The organism is Nocardia suismassiliense (assembly GCF_900269665.1).
Classification (GTDB): domain Bacteria; phylum Actinomycetota; class Actinomycetes; order Mycobacteriales; family Mycobacteriaceae; genus Nocardia; species Nocardia suismassiliense.
This window is the reverse complement of the sequence record NZ_LT985361.1, coordinates 7,535,477-7,555,070: the sequence shown is the minus strand read 5'-3', so window position 1 is coordinate 7,555,070 and position 19,594 is coordinate 7,535,477. Positions and strand designations below refer to the sequence as shown.

Below are 19,594 nucleotides of genomic sequence, written 5' to 3'. Positions count from 1 at the left end.
CCCTTCGCGGGTACACCCCGCCTACCCGGCGCTGCCGACGGCGGTGCGCACGAACCCGTCGGCACCCGCGAGCAGCCTGCGGGCCGCGGCCACGTCGACGCCGGCCAGTTGCATGACGATCGCGGTTTTCGGGTGTCCGTCGGCGGCGTCCAGCAGGGCGGCGGCGGTGACCGGGTCGACGCCGGTGGCGTCCTCGATGATGCGGCGGGCCCGGTCGACGAGCTTGGCGTTGGTCGGCTTCACGTCGACCATGCGGTTGCCGTAGACTTTGCCCGACTGCACCATGGTGGCGGTGGTGAGCATGTTGCACACCATCTTCTGGGCGGTGCCCGCCTTCAAACGGGTGGATCCGGTCAATACCTCGGGGCCCGTTTCGATTTCGATGCCCACGTCGGCGTGCTCGCTCAACTCGGCATGGCGATTGCAGGAGACGCCGACGGTGGCGGCGCCGATCGATCGGCCGTGCTGCAGGGCACCGATCGCGTACGGGGTCCGGCCGCTGGCCGCCAGCGCCACGATCACGTCGTCGGCGGTCACGTCGATATCGGCGAGATCCGCGACGGCGAGCGCGGGGTCGTCCTCGGCGCCCTCCACCGCGTGCGCGAATGCCGCTGCGCCACCGGCGATTATGCCGATGACCTCGTCGGGGGCGGTGCCGAAGGTCGGCGGGCACTCGACCGCGTCCAGCACCCCGAGCCTGCCGCTGGTTCCCGCGCCGACATAAATCAGCCTGCCGCCGGTCCTGCGGGCCGCGACGATCAGCTCGACCGCCCGGGCGATCTCCGGAATCGCCTGGGCCACCGCGGAAGCCACCACCTCATCCTCGGAATTCATGGTGCGCAACAACTCGTCCACAGTCATGGAGTCGAGTGCGGCGGTCCGCGGATTGGCTTCCTCGGTACTCAGTGTGCTGATATCGCTCATATCGCCTCCTATGTCTATGCGCGAACTACGTCGAACGAGTGGTGTGGTCCCGACCGAGTCGCGACTATTTGTGGGGCTGCATCAGCGATCAGCGTGCTGGGCTCCCTCACGGCGCCTTCCGCACCGTGCGCGAGATCCGGCGATCCGCTACCGCGTCATAGGTCCGGCGCAGTGCCACCGCGGCCGACGGCGTGCGCTGCAGGACGCCGATGTAGAGCGCGTCGACGATGAGGAGCTGGCTCATCCGGCTCGCCATCGCGGCGGACCGGAAGCCGTCCTCGCGCCCGGCGACGAGCACCGTGTGCGCGGCCGCCCGAGCCAGCCTGGACTGTGCGCCCGACGTCACAGCGACCGTCGTCGTGCGCCGGCCGGCGGCGCGATCGACGGCGTCGATGATGGCGGCGGTCTCGCCGGAGTGGGAGAAGGCGATGATCACGTCGTCGGCTTCGAGCAGGCTGGCCTGCACGAGGGCGTCGTCTTCGGAAGTGCAAGCGACGCACCACATGCCGATCCGGGTCAGCTTCTGCGCCATATCCATCGCGACCAGCCCGGAGGCGCCGATGCCGATGAGCTCCACCCGCCGCGCGCGCACCAGGGCGTCGACGACCGCCGCCATGGTCGACGGATCGGCGAGGTCGGCGGTGGCCACCATGCCCTCGGTCTCGAAGGCGGTGAGTTTGTGCAGCACCTTCGCCAGTGGGTCGTCGGCGTCGATGTCGGTGGCGAACACCGGTGAGCCATCGTCCTTGCTGGTCGCGGCCAGCGCCAGGCGCAGTTGCGGATAGCCTTCGTAGCCAAGGGCTTTGGACAGCCGGACGACCGCGGACGTGCTGGTCGAGGCGCGCTCGGCGAGCTCGCTCACGGTCAATTGTGCTGCGGCGGCGGGGTCGTCGCGAATCACCTGGGCCACCCGCAGCCCGGTCGGGGTCAGCCGGGGGATCGCCCCGAGCAGGCGTGTGCGGACGTCGTCACCCTCGTTCATGGTTCTCCAACCTGAGCTGTCGCGGTGCCGCACCGGGTGATTCGGGCAGTGTCAGCGGGGTGGCACCTGGCGTGATCGAACCGAGCACCCGCGCCCGCGTCGCGCCGGTGCAGACCGCGTCGGTGCCGGCGAGTCCGTGCACGGTGAGGAACCCGAGCACGGCGAAGGCGGCGGCTTCTTTGGCGGCGGACGGCAGACCGAGCTCGTCGGAGGTGCACAGGGTGGAGTTACCCAGCCGTTCGCCGAGCATGCTCAGCAGGGCCGGATTTCGGGTGCCGCCGCCCGAGGCGATGACTTCGTCGGGTGCGAAAGGTGCCAGTGCGTCGGCGATGGTCTGTGCGGTCAGCGCGGTCACGGAGGCGACGATATCGTCGGCAGGCAGGGGATGATCGCGCAACACCCGCTCGAGATAGGCCCGGTTGAACAGCTCCTTGCCGGTCGTCTTCGGCGGCGTTGCCCGGTAGTAGCTGTCGGCCAGCAGGGTTTTCAGCAATCGCTCATCGATCCGGCCACGGGCCGCGCGGTGGCCGTCTCGATCGATGTGTTCGGTGCCGTCGGTGGCCAGTTCGACGGCCGCGTCGATCAGCGTGTTGCCTGGACCGGTGTCGAAGGCGACGGGGGTGTCACCCGTGACGGTCGCGTTGGCGATGCCGCCGATATTGAGCGCGGCCGAACGCCCGGGCCGGCCTACGAGCCACAACAGGTCGAAGAGTGCGACCAGCGGCGCGCCCTGGCCGCCCGCGGCGATGTCGCGCGAGCGGAAGTCGCTGACGACGGGCAGCCCGGTCTGTTCGGCGATCCAGGCCGGCTGGCCGAGTTGCAGTGTGCCGCAGGTCCGTCCGTCGGCCACCCAGTGGTACACCGTCTGGCCATGTGACGCGACGAGATCCGCTGTGCCATCGCATAACTCGTGTACTGCCTCGGCTGCGGTGGCGGCGAACTCCTGCCCGATCGCGGTATCGAGCCGGCACACCGTGGCCATGTCGATCGTGCCCGGCGGCAGCGCGCCGATGAGTTCGGCGCGCAGACCGTCGGAGTAGGGGCGACTCAGCAGCCCCAGCACCTCGACGTGAATAGTGCTGTCCCGCAGCTGAATATCCGCGCCCACCGCATCGATCGCGTCGTGCGAGGTCCCCGACATCAGGCCGATGCCGCGCACTAGGCCACCGCCTCGACCGGTTCCGGCGGCTTGGGCGCCTGCGCCGGATGGAAGCGGCTCGCGACCCCGCCGACGAACAGCGTGACCAGCACGCCGATCGGCACCAGCCACTGCGCCGCGATGCCCTTCTGGACCACCTTGCCCGCGACGGTGACGTCGATCTTGACCACCCGCACGATGAACGTCATCACGATCACCGTGACCACGAAGGCGAGCACCGCGTCGAACTGGTTGGCGCGCTTGACCAATCGTCCGAGCAGGAAGGCGCCGAGCAGCGCGCCGTAGGTGTATCCGGCAATGGTCAGCGCGGTGAGGTAGACGTTGCCGGTGGTCGCGCTGAAGCCCATGGCGCACAACGCCATCAGCACCGCCCAGACGAGCGTCATGTAGCGCGCGAGCTCGAGCAGCGACTGATCGGAGATCTCGCGGGTGGAGAAGCTGCGGATGATGTCGGCGACGGTCGAGTTCGCCATCGAATTCAGCGCCGCGGACAGCGAGCCCATGGCGGCGCCCAGGATGCCCGCGACCAGCAGGCCGGAGATCACCACCGGCAGCCCGTGCAGGATGAAGTTCGGGTACAGGTTGTCGGCGGTGGCGAGGCCGAGTTCCTTGGGCGACTTGCCTTCGTTGTACGACCACAGCAGCGCGCCGACCAGCGAGAACGCGGCGAACTGGATGGCGACGAAGATGCCGGAGCCGATCATCGCCTTCTGGCTGTCGCGCAGCGAACGGGTGGCCAGGATGCGCTGCACGATCAGCTGATCGGAGCCGTGCGAGGCCATCGCGAAGATGGCGCCACCGATGATCGCGGTCGGCATGGCGAAGGTGTTGGTCAGAATGTGCGCCAGGCCGAAGTCGGTGTCGAAGATGCGGAACTTGCCGTTGTCCAGCGCGTCCGACCACCCCGCCGCGCCGACGTGCCCGGTGAGCACGCAGATCGCGATGATCGCGCCGGACAGGTACAGACCCATCTGCAGCGCGTCGGTCCAGATGACCGCCTTGATGCCGCCGAGGTAGGTGTACACGACCGTGACCAGGGTCAGCACGATGATGATGACGTCGTACCCGAGGTCGAGGCCGAACTCGCTGAGCAGCAGCTTGATCGGGATGGCGGAGGCGAACAGGCGCACGCCCTCGGCGAGCAGCCGGGTGAAGACGAAGGTCACCGACGCGACACCCTGCAGGTAGCGGCCGAAACGCAGCTCCAGATACTGATAGGCGCTGACGAACCCGCCGCGCTTGTACAGCGGGATCAGGGCGGTCGCCACGATCGTGCGGCCGATGATGTATCCGATGGCCAGTTCGACGTTGCCGAACGCCTGGTCGGTGTAGGCGCCGCCGGGAATCGAGATGACGGTGAGCACGCTGGTCTCGGTCGCCACCACGGAGAAGCAGACCGTCCACCACGGCATCTTGCCTTCGCCGACGAAGTAGTCGCTGCTGGACTTCTGCTTGCCGGACAGGCGCAGGCCGATCCAGGCGATGACGATGAGGTAGACGACGATGACGGCGACGTTGAGTGCGTTCATCGCAGCTCCTCGGTAACGCGGCGAGCGGAATGCAAGTAAGTGTCAGGGCATGTGCATGTTCTGTCAATGAGTGTCACGTGATTCGTACCACCAATGCTTCCAGGGCTGTTGTCGTGTCGATGGCGAGCAGCGCCGCACCGTCGATCGATCCGCCGTGGGCGGGTCGGCGCTCGATCACCTGCGTTATCGCCGCGTCGAGCGGGTCGAGCAGGGCCGCGCCGAGGTTGGCCAGCCCGCCGGTGATCGCGTAGGGCACCGGCGGCCGCATGCCGGATCGTTCGACGGTGGCCAGGACGGTGCGGGCGAGCGCGTGTCCGGCCGCGGTCATGATGGCGGCCGCGGTGTCGTCCGTGGCGGCGGCCGCGGCGACGACGGGGGCGAAGCGCGCCGCCAGCAGCGCCGGATTTTCGTGCTGTCCAAGGTGTTTGGGCAACTCGGCGAGGGTGACGCCGTAGTGCTCGGCGGCCTTCGCGGCGAGTTCGGTGGGTGCCGCGCGTCCGTCGTGCGCGCGCAGTGCGGCCCGCAAGCCCTCGGTGCCGATCCACGCGCCACCGCCCTCGTCGCCGAGCAGTGGGCCCCAGCCGTCGGTCCTGGTGAAGCGTCCTGCGGCGTCGACCGCGGTGGCCACCGCGCCCGTCCCGGCGGTCAGGACGACGCCCGGCGCGCCACCGAGTGCCCCGGCGTGCGCGGTCACGGCGTCGGAGGTGACGGCGACCGCTTGCGCGCCGGGCAGCTCGGCCAGTTGACGTGCGAGCAGTGCGGCGGCGTCCGGAGCGGCGGCGGCACCGGCGGCGCCGACGGACAAGGTGAAAGTGTTCCCGCTGAGCGCGATCCGATCGAGCACGGCGCGGATCGCCTGCTCCGCAGCCGCGACGCCGCCCGCGTTGGCCAGGCCGGGGGAGCCGGGCCCCTCGGCGGTGTGCGTCTCGCGTCCGTTGAGCCGCAGGGATCCCCGGCAGCCCGTTTTGCCGAGGTCGATGGCGAGCACGTGGTCGGTCATGCCGACCATCCTCGCGCGATCACGCGTTTTTGTGGCGCCCAGTTGAGGTCAGGCGCAGCGTGGCTCGGGCCATGGCGAGGCGCACCGGGACCGGAGCCGGTGTTGCGACCGGCGGACGCGCACGACCGTGCGGCATACGCGTCCGCCGAGGTCAGCGAATTATGGTGTGGAATAACCGATCAGGGCGCCGATGCCCGCGCCGATGGGGATCGTCACCAGGGCGCCGACGCCGCCGAGGAAGAAGCCGATCACCGCGCCGATGCCCGCGCCGATGAGGGCGCCGATGCCCGCGTTGTACTGCTTGCGGGCGATGGTGTCGTCTTGCTGATCGACGAGTTGTGCCAGGTGGGCACTGGTTTCCGGGGCGCCGACCGGTGTCAGCGTCAAGGTGCGTCCGGTGTCACTGATCTGTGGTCGCACGGCGATGGTGCGACCGTCCGCGGTGAAGGACGTCGGTAACGTGACGACGACGTTGCCCGCGTGGTCGGTCAGGGTGACCGCGGCGGCATCCCTGGTCAACGCGAAGGCGCCGGCATCGACGGTGGTGATCACCCCCGTGCCGTCGGTGGCCGTCGTGTATCCGATGCCACGTTCGACACTGGACACGCTGACCTGGGCCGATGGTTGCGCTAATGGTTGAGCGTTGACAATTCCCGCAGTGATTCCGGTGGCCCCTACTGCGAGAAGGGCGGTGGCAAATCCTTTGACTTTCATCGTGTTTCCCCACATGTTCTTCTCGGCCACGACGGCCGATACGTCCCGTGAAGCCGGATCAGGCCACCTCTATTCTCGCTTCGCGACCTGCGTAGAGTGATCGATTCCGCGAATTCCGCGCAACGAAATCCGGCGAATTTGCTGGCTGCCGAATCGATTAGGGCGCGTGGTGCGCGCCGCTGGTGCCCTGCACGGCGGTATGGGTGCGGTCGGCGCAGACCTGCTGAGCGAAAGCGGAATCGGGAGCGGTGTTTTCGTGAGTTGCTGCGGGAACGCTGGAAACCGGTGCAGCGGCTGAGTCTCCCGGTATCCGCAGGACCGGGTGGTCGACGAGTCGGGTGGCAGCCCGGCCCGAATCGCCGGGAGATGTCGATCTCCTGACAGCGCTCGCCGGAATCGCTACTGTCCGAGGACATTCACGGCAGCTCATCTCGGCCCGCGCTGGTGACCTCACGCGTGTCGCGGGTGCTGCCCCTGCTCGACCTGGGGAGAACGCAGTGAGATTCACCAGAGCCGGTGCGCTGACGGCGGCATTGTTACTGGCCACGAGCCTGGGACTGGCCGGCTGTTCGTCGGACGACAGTACCGACGCAGGCATCGTCACGACCAATATCACCGAGCCGCAGAACCCGCTGTTGCCTGCCAGCAACAACGACAACAGCGGCAGCCGCATCGTCGACCGGATCTTCGCCGGGCTGAAGTACTACGACGCCAACGGTGTCGCGCACAACGATATGGCGCAGTCCATCGAGACGACGGACCGCAAGAACTACAAGATCACCATAAAGCCGGACTGGACGTTCACCGACGGCACACCGGTCACGGCGAAATCCTTTGTCGACGCGTGGAATTACGGCGCGCTCAGCACCAACGCACAGCTGCAGGGCTACGTCTTCTCCAGCGTCGTCGGCTACGACGAGGTCGCTGCGGAAAAGCCTGCGGCCCAGACGATGTCGGGCCTGAAGGTGGTCGACGACCGCACCTTCACCGTCGCGCTGAAGAGCCCGTCGATCGACTTCGAGCTCGCGCTCGCCTTCACCCCGTTCTATCCGCTGCCCGAGGCGGCGTTCAAGGACATGAAGGCGTTCGGCGAGAACCCGATCGGCAACGGGCCGTACAAACTCGCGCGCACGGGCGCGTGGGAACACAACGTCAAGGTCGACCTGGTGCCGAACCCCGATTACAAGGGTGCCCGCCCAGCCAAGAACAAGGGTCTGCGAATGGTGATGTACCAGTCGTTCGACACGGCCTACGCCGACCTGATCGCGGGCAACCTCGACACCCTCGACACCATCCCGGACAGCGCGCTCGCGTCCTACAAGCAGGACCTCGGCGAGCGGGCGATCACCAAGCCGACCGCGCAGAACCAGCACATCAGCAGCCAGACCAATATCCCGCATTTCGCGGGCCAGGAAGGGGTGCTGCGGCGCAAGGCGCTCTCGCTGGCGATCAACCGCGAGCAGATCTGCGAGAACATCTTCCACGGCACCAGGATCCCGTCGCGCGACTTCACCGCGATCACGCTGCCCGGCTTCGACGGCAACCTGCCGGGCTCGGAGGTGCTGAAGTACAATCCGGATGAGGCGAAGAAGCTGTGGGCGCAGGCCGACGCGATCTCGCCTTGGTCGGGTCGCTACGAGATCGCCTACAACTCCGACGGTGGCCATCAGGCCTGGATCGAAGCGGTGGCCAACAGCATCAAGAACACCCTCGGCATCGAGGCGCTCGGCGCGCCGTATCCGACCTTCAAGGACGTCCGTTCGGCGATCACGTCCAGGACGATCGGTAAGGCGTTCCGATACGGCTGGCAGGGCGACTACCCGACGATGCTGCAGTTCCTCACCGCGCAGTACTACACCGGCGCGGGCACCAACAACGTCGACTACAGCAACCCCGAGTTCGACAAGCTCATCGACGCCGCGCTCGCCGCGCCGACGCTGGAGGAGTCCTACAAGTTCGTGGCGCAGGCGCAGACCCTGCTGTTCAAGGACATGCCGGATATCCCGGTGCTCGATTACATCGCCACCGCGGGTCTCGGCGACAAGGTGAAGAAGGCCGAACTGGCCTGGAACGGCCAGTTCGATTTCGAGAATATCGAGAAGTAGCCGCGTGATCCGCCGCGTCGCCGGGGACGGCGGCGCGGCACACGGGTGTGCCCCGCTGCCGGTGTGCTCCGGTCCGGGTAGGCTGACCCGTCGATCGGACACGCGCGCGTAAACGAGGTGGTGGCGGAATGAGTGAACGGGTATCCGAATCCGTGACGGGGACAACAACGGTCGCCGTCACGGTGCCCGCATCGCCGGAACAGCTGACGATGCTGCGCGCCCTCGCCGAGACCGTGCTGCTGATCGCCGATTTCGGGCTCGACGAGGTCACCGATATCCGTCTCGCGCTCGACGAGATCGCCACCGTGCTGATGCAGGACGCGGCACCGGGGTCGACCATCGATTGCGCGTTCAGCTATCGCGAAGGCGTGCTCAACGCCACCATCCACGCGGTCGGCACGTCCGACGCCGAGGTCGGGTCCGGCAGTTTCGGCTGGCACATCGTGCAGACGCTGACCGACTCGGTCACGGCGACCAGGGCGCCGTTCGACGCCGCCGTCTCCGGGTACCCGACTGTCGTCGACTTCGTCTGGGCCCGGGGCGACGTCGATGAACAATGACGCGACAGCGTCGGGCGTGGATCATGAGCCGCGCCGGCGTGGTGGGGACAGTTACGACAATATCGAGCCCCTGTTCGTCGAGCTGAGCGAGCTCGACGCCGACGACCCGCGCCGCGCCGCCGTGCGCGAGGAGCTGATCAGCCGCTGCCTGCCGCTGGCCGAGCACATCGCCCGTAAGTTCACCGGCCGCGGCGAGAACTTCGACGACCTGCTGCAGATCGCGCGCGTCGGCATGGTGGCCGCGGTAGACCGTTTCGATGCCTCGCACGGCTCGCCGTTCCTGGCCTTCGCGGTGCCGACCATCATGGGCGAGGTGCGCCGCCACTTCCGGGACTACACCTGGTCGGTGCGAGTGCCGCGGCGGCTCAAGGAGATTCAACAGACCATCGCGCCCGCCATCGAGACGCTGGCGCAGCGGCTCGGCCGGATGCCCAAGGCCCGGGAGATCGCCGACGAACTCGGCGCCGACCTGGTCGAGGTCACCCAGGCGTTGATCGCGCGCAACGCGTATCAGACCTCGTCGATCGATGTGGGTCTGGACAGCGACGACGACAACGCGCCGCGCTCGCCGCTGGACACCCTGGGCGCCGAAGAGCCGGAATACCAGACGGTCGAGGACTACCTCGCGGTGAAGCCGCTCATCGCGGCGCTGCCGGAACGCGAGCGTCAGGTGCTGATCATGCGGTTCTTCGAGTCCAAGACCCAGGATCAGATCGCCGCGCAGCTCGGCGTCTCGCAGATGCAAGTCTCGCGCATTCTGTCGAAAACGCTGAGTACGCTGCGCGAACAGGCGCTGCGCGACTGAGGTCGTCGGCGCGTCCGGTACCGGGCGTGTCGTGCTGTTCGGCGGTGCCGGGCTACCGTTGTCCGGTAGCCGACCGACGAAGGGGAATGCCTTGAGCAGCGAGAACGCGACCCGGCTTGCGGTGCTGATCGACGCCGACAATGCCCAGCCCGGCATCGCCGACGGATTGCTGGCCGAGGTGGCCAAGTACGGGACGGCGCACGTGAAGCGGGCCTACGGCGACTGGACCAGTACCAACCTCAAGGGTTGGAAGGATCAGTTGCTCGCGCAGTCGATTCAGCCGATCCAGCAGTTCGGCTACACCACCGGCAAGAACGCCACCGACTCGGCGATGATCATCGACGCGATGGATCTGCTGTACACCGGCAACCTCGACGGTTTCGTAATCGTCTCCAGCGACAGCGATTTCACCCGCCTGGCCAGCCGCATCCGCGAATCCGGGCGCACCGTCTACGGATTCGGCCAGCACAAGACCCCCAAACCCTTCGTCGCCGCCTGCGACAAGTTCATCTACACCGAAAACCTCACCGGCACAACGGAAGAGTCGCCGACCCCGGCCCGCCGCACCGCCGCCAACCAGCTCAAAGGCGACGCCAAACTGATGAACCTGCTCCGCAACGCCGTCGACGCCGCCTCCGACGACTCCGGCTGGGCCACCCTCTCCAGCGTCGGCTCGATCATCAACAAACAGCGCCCCGACTTCGATCCCCGCACCTACGGCTACAGCAAACTAGGCGAACTCTTCACCGCAACAACCCTTTTCGACCTAGACACCCGCAGCCCCGGCGAAGGCAAACAAGCCGTCACCTACGTCCGCGACCTCCGCAACCGCCCACCCGCTAAGTAACAGCGGGGCTCAGCCGTTCAGCGTTCTAGGGGGATGGGGCGGTTGCGGAGGTCGCGGACGTAGGTNTAGAGGGGGTGGTTGGGGGTGGGGCCTGCGCCGGGGTCTTCGCGCAGTTCTTTCATGAGGGACCAGCAGAGGGCGAGCATGACGAGGACGAAGGGGAGGGCGACGAGGATGGTGGCGGTTTGCAAGGAGTTGAGGCCGCCTGCGACCAGGAGGACGGCGGCGACCGAGGCCATCAAAATGCCCCAGGTGATGACCAGCCAGGAGGGGGGATTGAGGGCGCCTCGGCTGGTGAGCGAGCCCATGACGAGGGAGGCGGAATCGGCGCTGGTGACGAAGTAGGTCATCACCAGGATCATCGACACCCAGGAGGTGATGGTGCCGCCGGGCAGCGCGTCGAGCATGTCGAACAGCGAGGCCTCGGCGTCGGCGGCGTTCGCGGTGAGGTCGGCGACGCCGGTGGTGGTCAACCGGATGGCGCTGCCGCCCATGATGCAGAACCACACGACGGTCACCCCGCTGGGCACCAGCAGCACCCCGATGAGGAACTCGCGGATGGTGCGGCCGCGCGAGATGCGCGCGATGAAGGTGCCCACGAACGGCGCCCAGGACAACCACCAGGCCCAGTAGAAGATGGTCCAGGAACCGAGCCAGGCCGGGTCGGCGTAGGCGCCGGTCCGGGTGGCCATCGGCAGCAGGTTGGTCAGATAGTTGCCGATGCTGGACGGAATGCTGTCGAGCACATACACCGTCGGCCCGAGCACGAAGACGAACAGCATGAGCAGCCCGGCCAGCAGAATATTGACGGTGGACAGCCATTTGACGCCCTTGTGCAGCCCGGAGAACGCGGACAGCACGAAGGCGGCGCTGAGTGCGCCGATGATGATGAGCTGCACGGTCACCGTGTCCGGCGCACCCGCGGTGAGCTGCAAACCCTTCGCGACCTGCAACGCGCCGAGGCCGAGACTGGTTGCGGTGCCGAAGACGGTCGCGAACACCGCGAGCAGGTCGATGGCCTGCCCCGCCCACCCCTGTGCCCGGCGCTCGCCGAGCAACGGCACGAAGGCGGCGGACAATCGATTACCGCGCCCTTTCCGAAAGCCCGCGTAGGCCAAGGCAAGTCCGACGATGCCGTAGATCGCCCACGGCGTGAGAGTCCAGTGGAACAGCGAATACTGCAGTGCCGCACTGGCGGCCGCGGTGGTCTGCGGCTCGATCCCGGTCGACGGCGGCGGCTCGACGAAGTGCTGCAGCGGCTCGCCGACCCCATAGAACATCAACCCGATGCCCATGCCCGCGCTGAACATCATGGCGATCCAGGCGAGGTTGCTGAACTCCGGTTTCGAATCGTCCTTTCCGAGCCTGATCCGCCCGAAACGACTGACCGCGATCACGACACAGAGCACGAGAAAGACGTCGGCGGAGACCACGAACAACCAGTCGAAGTTGCCGAGTACCCAGTCCAGCGCGGTCTTCGACGCGGAGCCGAAACTGTCCTTGCCCAGGGCCGCCCAGCCGACACCGGCGATCACCGTGGCGATGCCGATGCCGATCAGGCGAAGGTCGGGTCCGGTCGGGGTGGTGTCTGTGTCGGTAGCCATCGCCCTCAACTATTACGGGTAACGGCCGATTAGCCGAATGGACGCGCCGCTCCCGGGCGCGGGTGCGTGCGGCGGTCCGGGCGGCGCGGACGGTATTTTCCACAGGGAATCGCGCCGGTCCGGGCGCGGGCGAGCGCGTGACCGGAGGGTTCGACATGTTCACCACCAGACCGACTTTGCGGGGCACGTTCGGGATGGTGTCGTCCACCCACTGGCTGGCGTCGCAGTCCGCGATGGCCGTGCTCGAACGCGGCGGCAACGCCTACGACGCTGCGGTGGCCGCCGGATTCGTGCTGCACGTGGTGGAACCGCACCTCAACGGGCCGGCGGGCGAGGCGCCGATGATCCTCGCCCCGGTGGGTGAACCGGTCCGCGTGTTGTGTGGACAGGGACCCGCGCCCGCCGGCGCGAGCGCCGCGCACTATCGCGGGCTCGGACTCGAATTCATCCCGGGCACCGGGCCGTTGGCGGCCGCGGTACCCGGCGCGTTCGACGCCTGGATGGTGTTGCTGCGTGATTACGGCACGCGCTCGCTCGCCGAGCTGCTCAGCTTCGCCATCGGTTACGCGGAGGACGGGCACCCACCTGTGCCGCGGGTGCGGCAACAGGTGGAGGAGGTCCGCGAACTCTTCACCACCGAATGGACTTCTTCGGCTGAGGTCTACCTGCGCGACGGCATCGCACCGAAACCCGGTGAGTTGTTCCGCAATCCGGCGCTGGGCCGGACATGGCGCCGGTTGATCGACGAATCCGTCGCCGCGGGCGGTGGCGACCGGGTGGCGGAAATAGAAGCGGCCCGGCGGATTTGGCGCAGCGGATTCGTCGCCGAGGCGATGCTGCGGCAGTCGGCGCGGCCCACCCTGGACACCAGCGGTGCGCGGCACGTCGGCACCCTGACGGCGGCGGACCTGGCCGGCTGGTCGGCGACCTACGAGGCGCCCGCGACCTACGACTGGCACGGTTGGACGTTGTGCAAGATGGGGCCGTGGAGTCAGGGACCGGTCTTCCTGCAGCAACTCGCCCTGCTGCCCGCTGATCTACCGGCTTACGGTTCCGCCGAGTACGTCCATCTGCTGATCGAGAACTGCAAACTGGCCATGGCTGATCGCGAAGCCTGGTACGGCGATGTGCCCGATGTGCCGGTGTCCGTGCTGCTTTCGGCGGAGTACAACGCACAGCGGCGCGCGCTGATCGACGCGAAGGCCTGCTACGAACTGCGTCCCGGCAGCCCGGATGGGCGTACGCCACTGCTCAGTTCGCACATCGGCGGCTCGGGCCCGGTGCCCGACGAGCCGGGCGCGGGTGAGCCTTCACTGGCCAGTGCGGGCGAAACACGAGGCGACACTTGCCATTTCGATATTGTCGACCAGTGGGGCAATATGATCTCGGCAACGCCGAGCGGCGGTTGGCTGCACTCCAATCCTGTCATTCCAGAACTGGGCTTCCCGCTCGGCACCCGCCTGCAGATGGCCTGGCTGGACGAGGGCCTGCCGAATACCCTTGTGCCCGGCCATTGTCCGCGCACCACCCTGACCCCGTCCTTGGCTTTGCGCGACGGCGTTCCGGTGCTCGCCTTCGGCACGCCCGGCGGTGACCAGCAGGACCAGTGGCAGTTGCATTTCTTCCTGTCCGTCGCCTACGGCGGCTTGGACCTGCAAGCCGCGATCGACGCACCGAATTGGCATGGCACGTCGTTTCCCAGCTCGTTCTACCCGCGGGACATGGAACCCGGCGGTGTCGTGGTGGAGTCCAGGATCGGCGAGTCGATCATCGATGACCTGCGCCGACGTGGCCACGATGTCACTGTCGGCGATCCCTGGTCGGAAGGCCGGCTGTGCGCCGTGGCGCGGGACCCGGAGTCGGGTGTGCTGTCGGCCGCCGCGAACCCGCGCGGCATGCAGGGTTACGCCGTCGGGCGCTGAACCGTGGCTGCGGGTCGGCTATTTCGCGGCGCTGACCTCTAGTTCGCGGAGCCCGGGATGGACGGCCGGATCCGCGGCCGTGACGCTCAGTCGGATATAGCGGGCAGCGATCGGGTTCGCGGATGCGCCGGTTGCCGGGTCGACAGTGACCGTCGTCCAGGTCTGGTTGTCGGTGGACACCGAGATCGTGGACGTCGCCGGCGCGGGATCCGACCAGCGTGCAAGTATCCGGCCGACAAGCGTTTCGGTGCCCAGATCGACAGTGAGGGTGCCTTGTTCGGCGTCGGGCGCCCAGCCGGTGGCGGTGCTGCCGTCGACGGCGGCGTCGGCGTAACGACCGGGTTCGGCCGAGCTCACCGCGACGGACTTGCAGCGGGCGACGTTGTCGGTTGGAGTGAGGTCCGGCCGGCGGGTCTTGACGCTCAACGGCTGGTCACGGCTGACCAATTGGGTGCCCGTCGCGGTCTGGACCCGCATCTCCGCACCGTCTTTCAGCGTGACTTTCGTATCATCGGGCCCGATATCAGCGTCGAAAGTCCTTCCTTGCCAACGCATACCACGGAGGTGCAATCCCGAACTCAGCTCCGGCGGCAGCATCGGATCGATGCGAACCTCGTCGGCGCGCAGTCGCAGCCCGAGCAGGCCGTTGGTGAACGTTTGCAGGAAACCGCCCGCGGCGGTGACGAAGGTGAACGCAGGCGCGCCCGCCAGGGGATCCTTGGCACCCGCCTTACTGCCGCGGGCCTCCGCGAACTGCCCGAACGGCGCGCGCACGAACGGTCGCACCGCGCGCTCGAGGTAGGTATCGGTCGCACAACCCGGCGTGCCGATGGCCGCAGCGTCGATGGCATGCACCGAGTCGGTCATCGCGGGCCCGTCGGGATCGGTACGCTCCGCGTAATATTCGAGCGTGTTGGTCGAAACCTCCTGCGACATAGGCCATTCCAGCGGGTAGATCAGCAACACGGTGTCCGCCTGCTTCAGTGAGGTCCCGGGATAGCCGTCGTACTGGGCGAATATCTGCCGAGCCGGGTCGAAGGGCATGCGCAGGTGCTCGGCGATCGCGGTCCACTCGGGCGGGGCGGGCTCGCCGAGGATCTCGGCGGCCCGAGCCGTATTGCGCAGCGCCAGTGCGGCGACCGCGTTGGTGTAGACCCCGTCCTTGACGCCGTTGCTGTATTCGTCAGGGCCCGCGACATTGTCGATCGAGTAGCTGCCGTCGGGGTTCGGCGTCACCCGCGAAGCCCAGAACTCGGCCAGGTTCCGCATGATCGGCCAACTGCGACCGCGCAGGTAGCCGGTGTCGCCGGTGGCGAGGTAGTACTGCCAGGCCGCGAGGGAGATGTCGCCTTGTAGATGGATCTGGGTGAGGCAGTGCGGCGGATCCCAGCTGTGGCATTCCGCGAGCGCGCCCCGGCTCGCACTGGTCCACGGGTAGAAGGCGCCGCGGTAGCCGAGCTGCTGTGCGTTCGCCTGCGCGGCGGGCAAGGTTTTATATCGGTACTCCACCACCGACTTCGCGAGATCGGGCGCCAACTGGAGCAGACCGGGGAACATCCAGATGTCGGCGTCCCAGAACACGGCGCCCGCGTAGTTGTCGCTGCTGAGCCCGACGGGCGAAATGCTGTTGTCCTGTTGGGCATTCGTACTCGAATACAGCGAGTAGAGGGCGCCGCGGGTCCACGACTGCAGGTCGGGGTTGCCGGGTATCTCGAGGTCGCCCTGCCACAACGAGCGCCACGCTGCCGCCGTGTCCGCAAGCAAATCCGGCCAGCCCTTGCGCGCCGCCCGCAGCGCGGCGTCGTGCGCCGCCGCAGCGGGATCGGCGGTGGTGAGCTCAGTGTCGACGCCGACGAATTTGGTTACCTCGTAAGACTTTCCGGCTTGCACGGTGAGTCGCGTCTGCTGGCTGGCGGTGAGATCCCGCGCCGTGGACTGCTGCGCAGCTCCCGTACTCAGTACCGACGCCACCGCGCCCTCGACTCCGGTGCCGTCGGTGCGGAAACCGACCCGGATACCGTCAGCGCCCGCATCACCAGAGGTCTGGGTCATCCGGCGGGCGCCCGTGCCGTCGAGCAGATCGGTCACGGTCAGCTCCCCGGACCAGTGCGGGACGAGGGTGAGATGGACCGCGCCCACATGCTGGTCGACCCGATCCGTGATGACGTCGTACACCAGATCGGTGGCCTTACCGTCCCGGTTGGTCCAGGTGAGCGCGGTGCGCACCAGCCCGCAGCGCAGGTATCGGGTCTGGGTGAAGTTCGTGATCCGCTCGGCCGGGGTGTCGGCCGCGTAGGTGTCGGCGCCGACACCGACAGTGAGCCCGGACCAGTTCGGGATGGCCGCGGCGACCTCCCGATCGTCGGCCAGCGCCGGCGTGTGCCCGTACAGGCCTGCGACGAAAGCACCGTCGTAGCGCGGTGTGTACAGCGGCCAGCCGCTCGGCTCGCCTGTCGACACATACCCGGCGCCACGGGGTGGCACGCGCAACCCGAGATAACCGTTGCCGACGAACGGATGTCGTTCGAACCCGGCGTCCACCTCGGCGTTCGACGACGTCCAGCCCGGTTCGGACGCGGTGTCGTCATTCGGGCAGACGGACGCGGACTGCTCCTGCGGGTTGTGCCGGACGGCGAACACCACCCCGACTGCCACCAATACGACCGCTACGAGCGGCGCGATACCGATCAGGCTCGTGGTGCGAGAACGCATTCCGTACCTCCATGTGACGCATGGACGATGGTGTCGTGCTCGGCTACGCGGGTCCGGGTCCGGTGGGATATGACGGGGACAGCCGACCAGTAGTCATCCTATGATCGCCCGTCGGCGGCGATTCGGCCACGTTGATCCGCCGCAGGTATTCGGGAAGTCTTCTCGTCACGTGGTCGCGCGTTCGCGCCCCTTACGGCGTCGCAGTGCGGGCGTTCGGGTCGAAGCCACCGGGAATCTCGTAGATCAGGCCGGTGAAGGTGGCGCCGAAGAGGCGGCCCGCCGAAAAGCCGGTGGTACCGCGACCGTAGGTGAGCACGCTCGTCATCGGGTTGCCGCTACCGAGGACGCAGTATTGGTTCGGGGCGTCGATCCGGATGACCTGGCCTGCCGTGTTGAGGGGGACCACCGGGCGGTCCAGCGAATCGAGCGTCAAACCGTCCGGCGCGGCGAGTGCGTCGCCGCCACCGAGGTCGAGCAGCGACTGCGGCGCACCGGGGTTGGCGGTGGGGATCCGGCTCACCCCTGGGTTGGCGAATGTCCTGCTCACATAAAGGTATTCGTCGTCGGTGCCGAGGACCGCACCGTTCGCGCTGGGGAACGACGCCCAATCGGCTTGCACCGCACCGTTCGAGTAGACCCGGCCGACCAGATTGCCGAAGTCGTTGGTGGCGTAGACGGTTCCGTCCTTCGCGACGTCCATGCCGTTCGCGGCGCTGAGACCCGCAGCGTAGGGCGCGACCGCACCGGTATCCGGATCGAGGGTGATGATCCCGGCGTGGCGCAGCGTGTCACCGGCGAAGGAGCGCGCGTCCGCGCCGTAGCCGACCAGCAATTTATCGTCCGGCGTCCACGCGAGGGCACCGCCACCGCCGCTCGGCACGGTGGCAAGGGGGACCGGCACCGCGCCGGGTGCGTCGATGCGATACACCCGCCCGGTCGCCAGATCCGTGGTGAAGGCCCGCCCGCGTGCGTCGACGGTCAGCCCTTCCAGCGCCCCGGGCAGTGCCGCGGCAGGCAGCGTCGGTTGTCCCGCACCACCGCACACCGGCGCGGCGTGCGCTGCGGGCGCGACCACCGCCGACAATCCGGCGAACGTCAATGCGGCCACGGTGATCGCGGCTTTGTCCATGGTGCTCATGCATACCTCGGCTGTCTCTGCTGGGTGCGATTCGCCGCCACGGAGCCCGGAGCGCCGGCGGAAGCCTGGGAAATCCAGTGCAGTATGCGCTCCTGGCGGCGGGAGATCACGTACGCGGGTTGCCCCGGCGTGGCACCGGCAAACCCACGAGACGGTCAGCGCCGCACCGCGTTTGCGATCGGGCGGGCTACGCTTCGGGGAGATCGGCCGAGGTGGCAGAGAAGAGGTGCTGGTCGCCTCCGGTGTGAAGGAGTGGTGCGCGATGAGTGATGAGGTGGAGACTCCGCCGTTCGCGGAGATCGTCAACGGGGCACTGGAGTTCACCATTCCGATCGCGCACCGGATGGGGGTGACCGCGGTCGACGTGCGGCGCGGGTTCGCGGCCACGACGGTGCCGATCGAGGGCAACGGCAACCACTACGGGGTGATGTACGCCGGGGTGCTGTTCACGGTGGCCGAGATCCTCGGCGGCGCGATCGCGATCGCCACCTTCGACAACTCCGAGTTCTACCCGCTGGTCAAGGACCTGCACGTGTTCTTCCGCAAGCCGGCGAAGACGGATGTGCGCGCCGAGGCGAGGTTGTCCGAGGACGAGATCGCGCGGATCGCCGAAGAAGCCGCGGCCACCGGGAAGTCGGACTTCACGCTGACCGCCGTGGTCACCGATGCCGACGGCGTTGTTGTCGCGGAGACCGAGGGGCTTTATCAACTGCGGGCACACGGTAAGTAAGGGTTCGGCGCCGAACCGTTCGGCGCGGGGATTACTCGTTTTTCGAGGCGTGCACAGCGAGGTTTTCTTTGTTGTCCCGCTGAGTGGGACCCCGCCGTGCCGTCCTGCGACCGGCGCCACAATTTCGCGGTGATCTCGGGCACATAACGTAACAATCTCAGTGCTCGACGGCGATTCTTCTTGCCTGCTCGAGATGCATAAACGGCATAACCCTCCAGTTGTGGTTCAGGAAGTTCCTGCGTGATCGGGACGTGATTAGTGGCGACTTCTTCGCTACCGTCGCCGGAGCCCGATCGATGACGGGCTCGAACTCGAACCGTTGAATGCCGGTGACCCTGTCCCACGGTTCGAGGATCCCCGACCTCCCTGGGGACAGGGGCACGGCGAGCAGATGCCGGGCCGGTAGGCGCAGGCAGGAACTCATATGTCGCATAATCGCAAGTTCAGTACCCGCGTCCTCGGCTTCACCGCCGCACTGGGCGCCCTCGTGGCCGTCCCCTTCGGCCTGTCCACCGCCACCGCGTCGGCCCACGACTGGGACGCCGTCGCGCAGTGCGAGAGTGGCGGCAACTGGGGGATCGAGACCGGTAACGGCTTCTCCGGTGGCCTGCAGTTCACCCAGAGCACCTGGACCGCCAACGGCGGCGTCGGCAGCCCGAGCAACGCCAGCCGGGCCGAGCAGATCCGCGTCGCGGAGAACGTGCTCGCCACCCAGGGCCCCGGCGCCTGGCCGGTGTGCGGCGCCTACCTCTGATGCGTCTCCGGCGCCTACCGCGCAACGTGGTAGGCGCCGGGCTATTTCGGGGCGATTAGCGGGCGGGCATTATTGCCCGACGTCGAAAGTATTTATCGCAGGTCGAATG

The 19,594-nt window shown here is 67.6% G+C and carries 15 protein-coding genes and 1 pseudogene; 7 read left to right on the top strand and 9 right to left on the bottom strand.

Annotation, left to right across the window (positions count from 1 at the left end; translation table 11 throughout):
* Positions 1-21: 21 nt before the first annotated feature.
* The 6 genes from murQ to DBO33_RS33670 all read right to left on the bottom strand — a co-directional run bounded on the left by murQ (position 22) and on the right by DBO33_RS33670 (position 6,200).
* Entirely contained in the window at positions 22-924 is a 903-nt protein-coding gene (murQ, locus tag DBO33_RS33695; RefSeq protein ID WP_107658646.1) for an N-acetylmuramic acid 6-phosphate etherase, read from the bottom strand.
* Between the two features lie 106 nt (positions 925-1,030).
* Positions 1,031-1,906, bottom strand: coding sequence for a MurR/RpiR family transcriptional regulator (locus DBO33_RS33690; protein WP_107658645.1), 876 nt, complete (start codon positions 1,904-1,906; stop codon positions 1,031-1,033).
* Positions 1,893-3,065 (bottom strand): anhydro-N-acetylmuramic acid kinase, encoded by a 1,173-nt coding sequence (locus DBO33_RS33685; RefSeq protein ID WP_107658644.1) that lies wholly within the window; start codon positions 3,063-3,065, stop codon positions 1,893-1,895. Before DBO33_RS33685 ends, DBO33_RS33690 begins: the two co-directional genes overlap by 14 nt.
* Positions 3,065-4,594 (bottom strand): sodium:solute symporter, encoded by a 1,530-nt coding sequence (locus tag DBO33_RS33680; protein ID WP_107658643.1) that lies wholly within the window; start codon positions 4,592-4,594, stop codon positions 3,065-3,067. Before DBO33_RS33680 ends, DBO33_RS33685 begins: the two co-directional genes overlap by 1 nt.
* A gap of 73 nt (positions 4,595-4,667) precedes the next feature.
* The gene (locus DBO33_RS33675; RefSeq protein WP_107660817.1) at positions 4,668-5,594 is read right to left on the bottom strand and encodes an N-acetylglucosamine kinase; all 927 of its coding nucleotides are present in this window, start codon (positions 5,592-5,594) and stop codon (positions 4,668-4,670) included.
* A gap of 159 nt (positions 5,595-5,753) precedes the next feature.
* Positions 5,754-6,200, bottom strand: coding sequence for a hypothetical protein (locus DBO33_RS33670; protein ID WP_234391182.1), 447 nt, complete (start codon positions 6,198-6,200; stop codon positions 5,754-5,756).
* A 605-nt stretch (positions 6,201-6,805) separates the two neighbouring features.
* Here DBO33_RS33670 and DBO33_RS33665 point away from each other — a divergent pair.
* The 4 genes from DBO33_RS33665 to DBO33_RS33650 all read left to right on the top strand — a co-directional run bounded on the left by DBO33_RS33665 (position 6,806) and on the right by DBO33_RS33650 (position 10,625).
* On the top strand, positions 6,806-8,413 hold the full coding sequence (locus DBO33_RS33665; protein ID WP_234391181.1) for a peptide ABC transporter substrate-binding protein: 1,608 nt from the start codon (positions 6,806-6,808) through the stop codon (positions 8,411-8,413).
* A gap of 128 nt (positions 8,414-8,541) precedes the next feature.
* Entirely contained in the window at positions 8,542-8,973 is a 432-nt protein-coding gene (locus DBO33_RS33660; RefSeq protein ID WP_107658641.1) for an ATP-binding protein, read from the top strand.
* The gene (locus DBO33_RS33655) at positions 8,963-9,778 is read left to right on the top strand and encodes an RNA polymerase sigma factor SigF (RefSeq protein ID WP_107658640.1); all 816 of its coding nucleotides are present in this window, start codon (positions 8,963-8,965) and stop codon (positions 9,776-9,778) included. The genes DBO33_RS33660 and DBO33_RS33655 overlap by 11 nt, the downstream gene beginning before the upstream one ends.
* Positions 9,779-9,869: 91 nt before the next feature.
* On the top strand, positions 9,870-10,625 hold the full coding sequence (locus DBO33_RS33650) for an NYN domain-containing protein (protein WP_107660815.1): 756 nt from the start codon (positions 9,870-9,872) through the stop codon (positions 10,623-10,625).
* 17 nt (positions 10,626-10,642) lie between these two features.
* Here the strand turns inward: DBO33_RS33650 and DBO33_RS33645 are convergent, their stop codons facing one another.
* Positions 10,643-12,229 (bottom strand): BCCT family transporter, encoded by a 1,587-nt coding sequence (locus DBO33_RS33645; RefSeq protein ID WP_107658639.1) that lies wholly within the window; start codon positions 12,227-12,229, stop codon positions 10,643-10,645.
* A gap of 155 nt (positions 12,230-12,384) precedes the next feature.
* Between DBO33_RS33645 and DBO33_RS33640 the strand changes: the two genes are divergently transcribed.
* The gene (locus DBO33_RS33640; RefSeq protein WP_107658638.1) at positions 12,385-14,151 is read left to right on the top strand and encodes a gamma-glutamyltransferase family protein; all 1,767 of its coding nucleotides are present in this window, start codon (positions 12,385-12,387) and stop codon (positions 14,149-14,151) included.
* A gap of 18 nt (positions 14,152-14,169) precedes the next feature.
* Here the strand turns inward: DBO33_RS33640 and DBO33_RS33635 are convergent, their stop codons facing one another.
* Complete coding sequence (locus DBO33_RS33635) at positions 14,170-16,863, bottom strand: discoidin domain-containing protein (RefSeq protein WP_107658637.1); 2,694 nt, start codon at positions 16,861-16,863, stop codon at positions 14,170-14,172.
* 190 nt (positions 16,864-17,053) lie between these two features.
* Positions 17,054-18,001: an SMP-30/gluconolactonase/LRE family protein gene (locus DBO33_RS33630; protein WP_234391180.1), complete on the bottom strand. Its 948-nt coding sequence runs from the start codon at positions 17,999-18,001 to the stop codon at positions 17,054-17,056.
* Between the two features lie 262 nt (positions 18,002-18,263).
* Here DBO33_RS33630 and DBO33_RS33625 point away from each other — a divergent pair, with 262 nt between their 5' ends.
* On the top strand, positions 18,264-18,731 hold the full coding sequence (locus DBO33_RS33625; protein WP_107660813.1) for a PaaI family thioesterase: 468 nt from the start codon (positions 18,264-18,266) through the stop codon (positions 18,729-18,731).
* A 424-nt stretch (positions 18,732-19,155) separates the two neighbouring features.
* Positions 19,156-19,482, top strand: a pseudogene (locus tag DBO33_RS33615) (transglycosylase family protein); the annotation flags it as partial.
* Positions 19,483-19,594 lie beyond the last annotated feature (112 nt).

What these genes read in the sequence shown, in the direction of transcription:
- murQ (WP_107658646.1), bottom strand. Translation starts at nt 924, where the DNA reads ATGAGCGATATCAGCACACTGAGTACCGAGGAAGCCAATCCGCGGACC.
- DBO33_RS33690 (WP_107658645.1), bottom strand. Translation starts at nt 1,906, where the DNA reads ATGAACGAGGGTGACGACGTCCGCACACGCCTGCTCGGGGCGATCCCC.
- DBO33_RS33680 (WP_107658643.1), bottom strand. Translation starts at nt 4,594, where the DNA reads ATGAACGCACTCAACGTCGCCGTCATCGTCGTCTACCTCATCGTCATC.
- DBO33_RS33675 (WP_107660817.1), bottom strand. Translation starts at nt 5,594, where the DNA reads ATGACCGACCACGTGCTCGCCATCGACCTCGGCAAAACGGGCTGCCGG.
- DBO33_RS33660 (WP_107658641.1), top strand. Translation starts at nt 8,542, where the DNA reads ATGAGTGAACGGGTATCCGAATCCGTGACGGGGACAACAACGGTCGCC.
- DBO33_RS33655 (WP_107658640.1), top strand. Translation starts at nt 8,963, where the DNA reads ATGAACAATGACGCGACAGCGTCGGGCGTGGATCATGAGCCGCGCCGG.
- DBO33_RS33640 (WP_107658638.1), top strand. Translation starts at nt 12,385, where the DNA reads ATGTTCACCACCAGACCGACTTTGCGGGGCACGTTCGGGATGGTGTCG.
- DBO33_RS33635 (WP_107658637.1), bottom strand. Translation starts at nt 16,863, where the DNA reads ATGCGTTCTCGCACCACGAGCCTGATCGGTATCGCGCCGCTCGTAGCG.
- DBO33_RS33630 (WP_234391180.1), bottom strand. Translation starts at nt 18,001, where the DNA reads ATGAGCACCATGGACAAAGCCGCGATCACCGTGGCCGCATTGACGTTC.
- DBO33_RS33625 (WP_107660813.1), top strand. Translation starts at nt 18,264, where the DNA reads ATGAGTGATGAGGTGGAGACTCCGCCGTTCGCGGAGATCGTCAACGGG.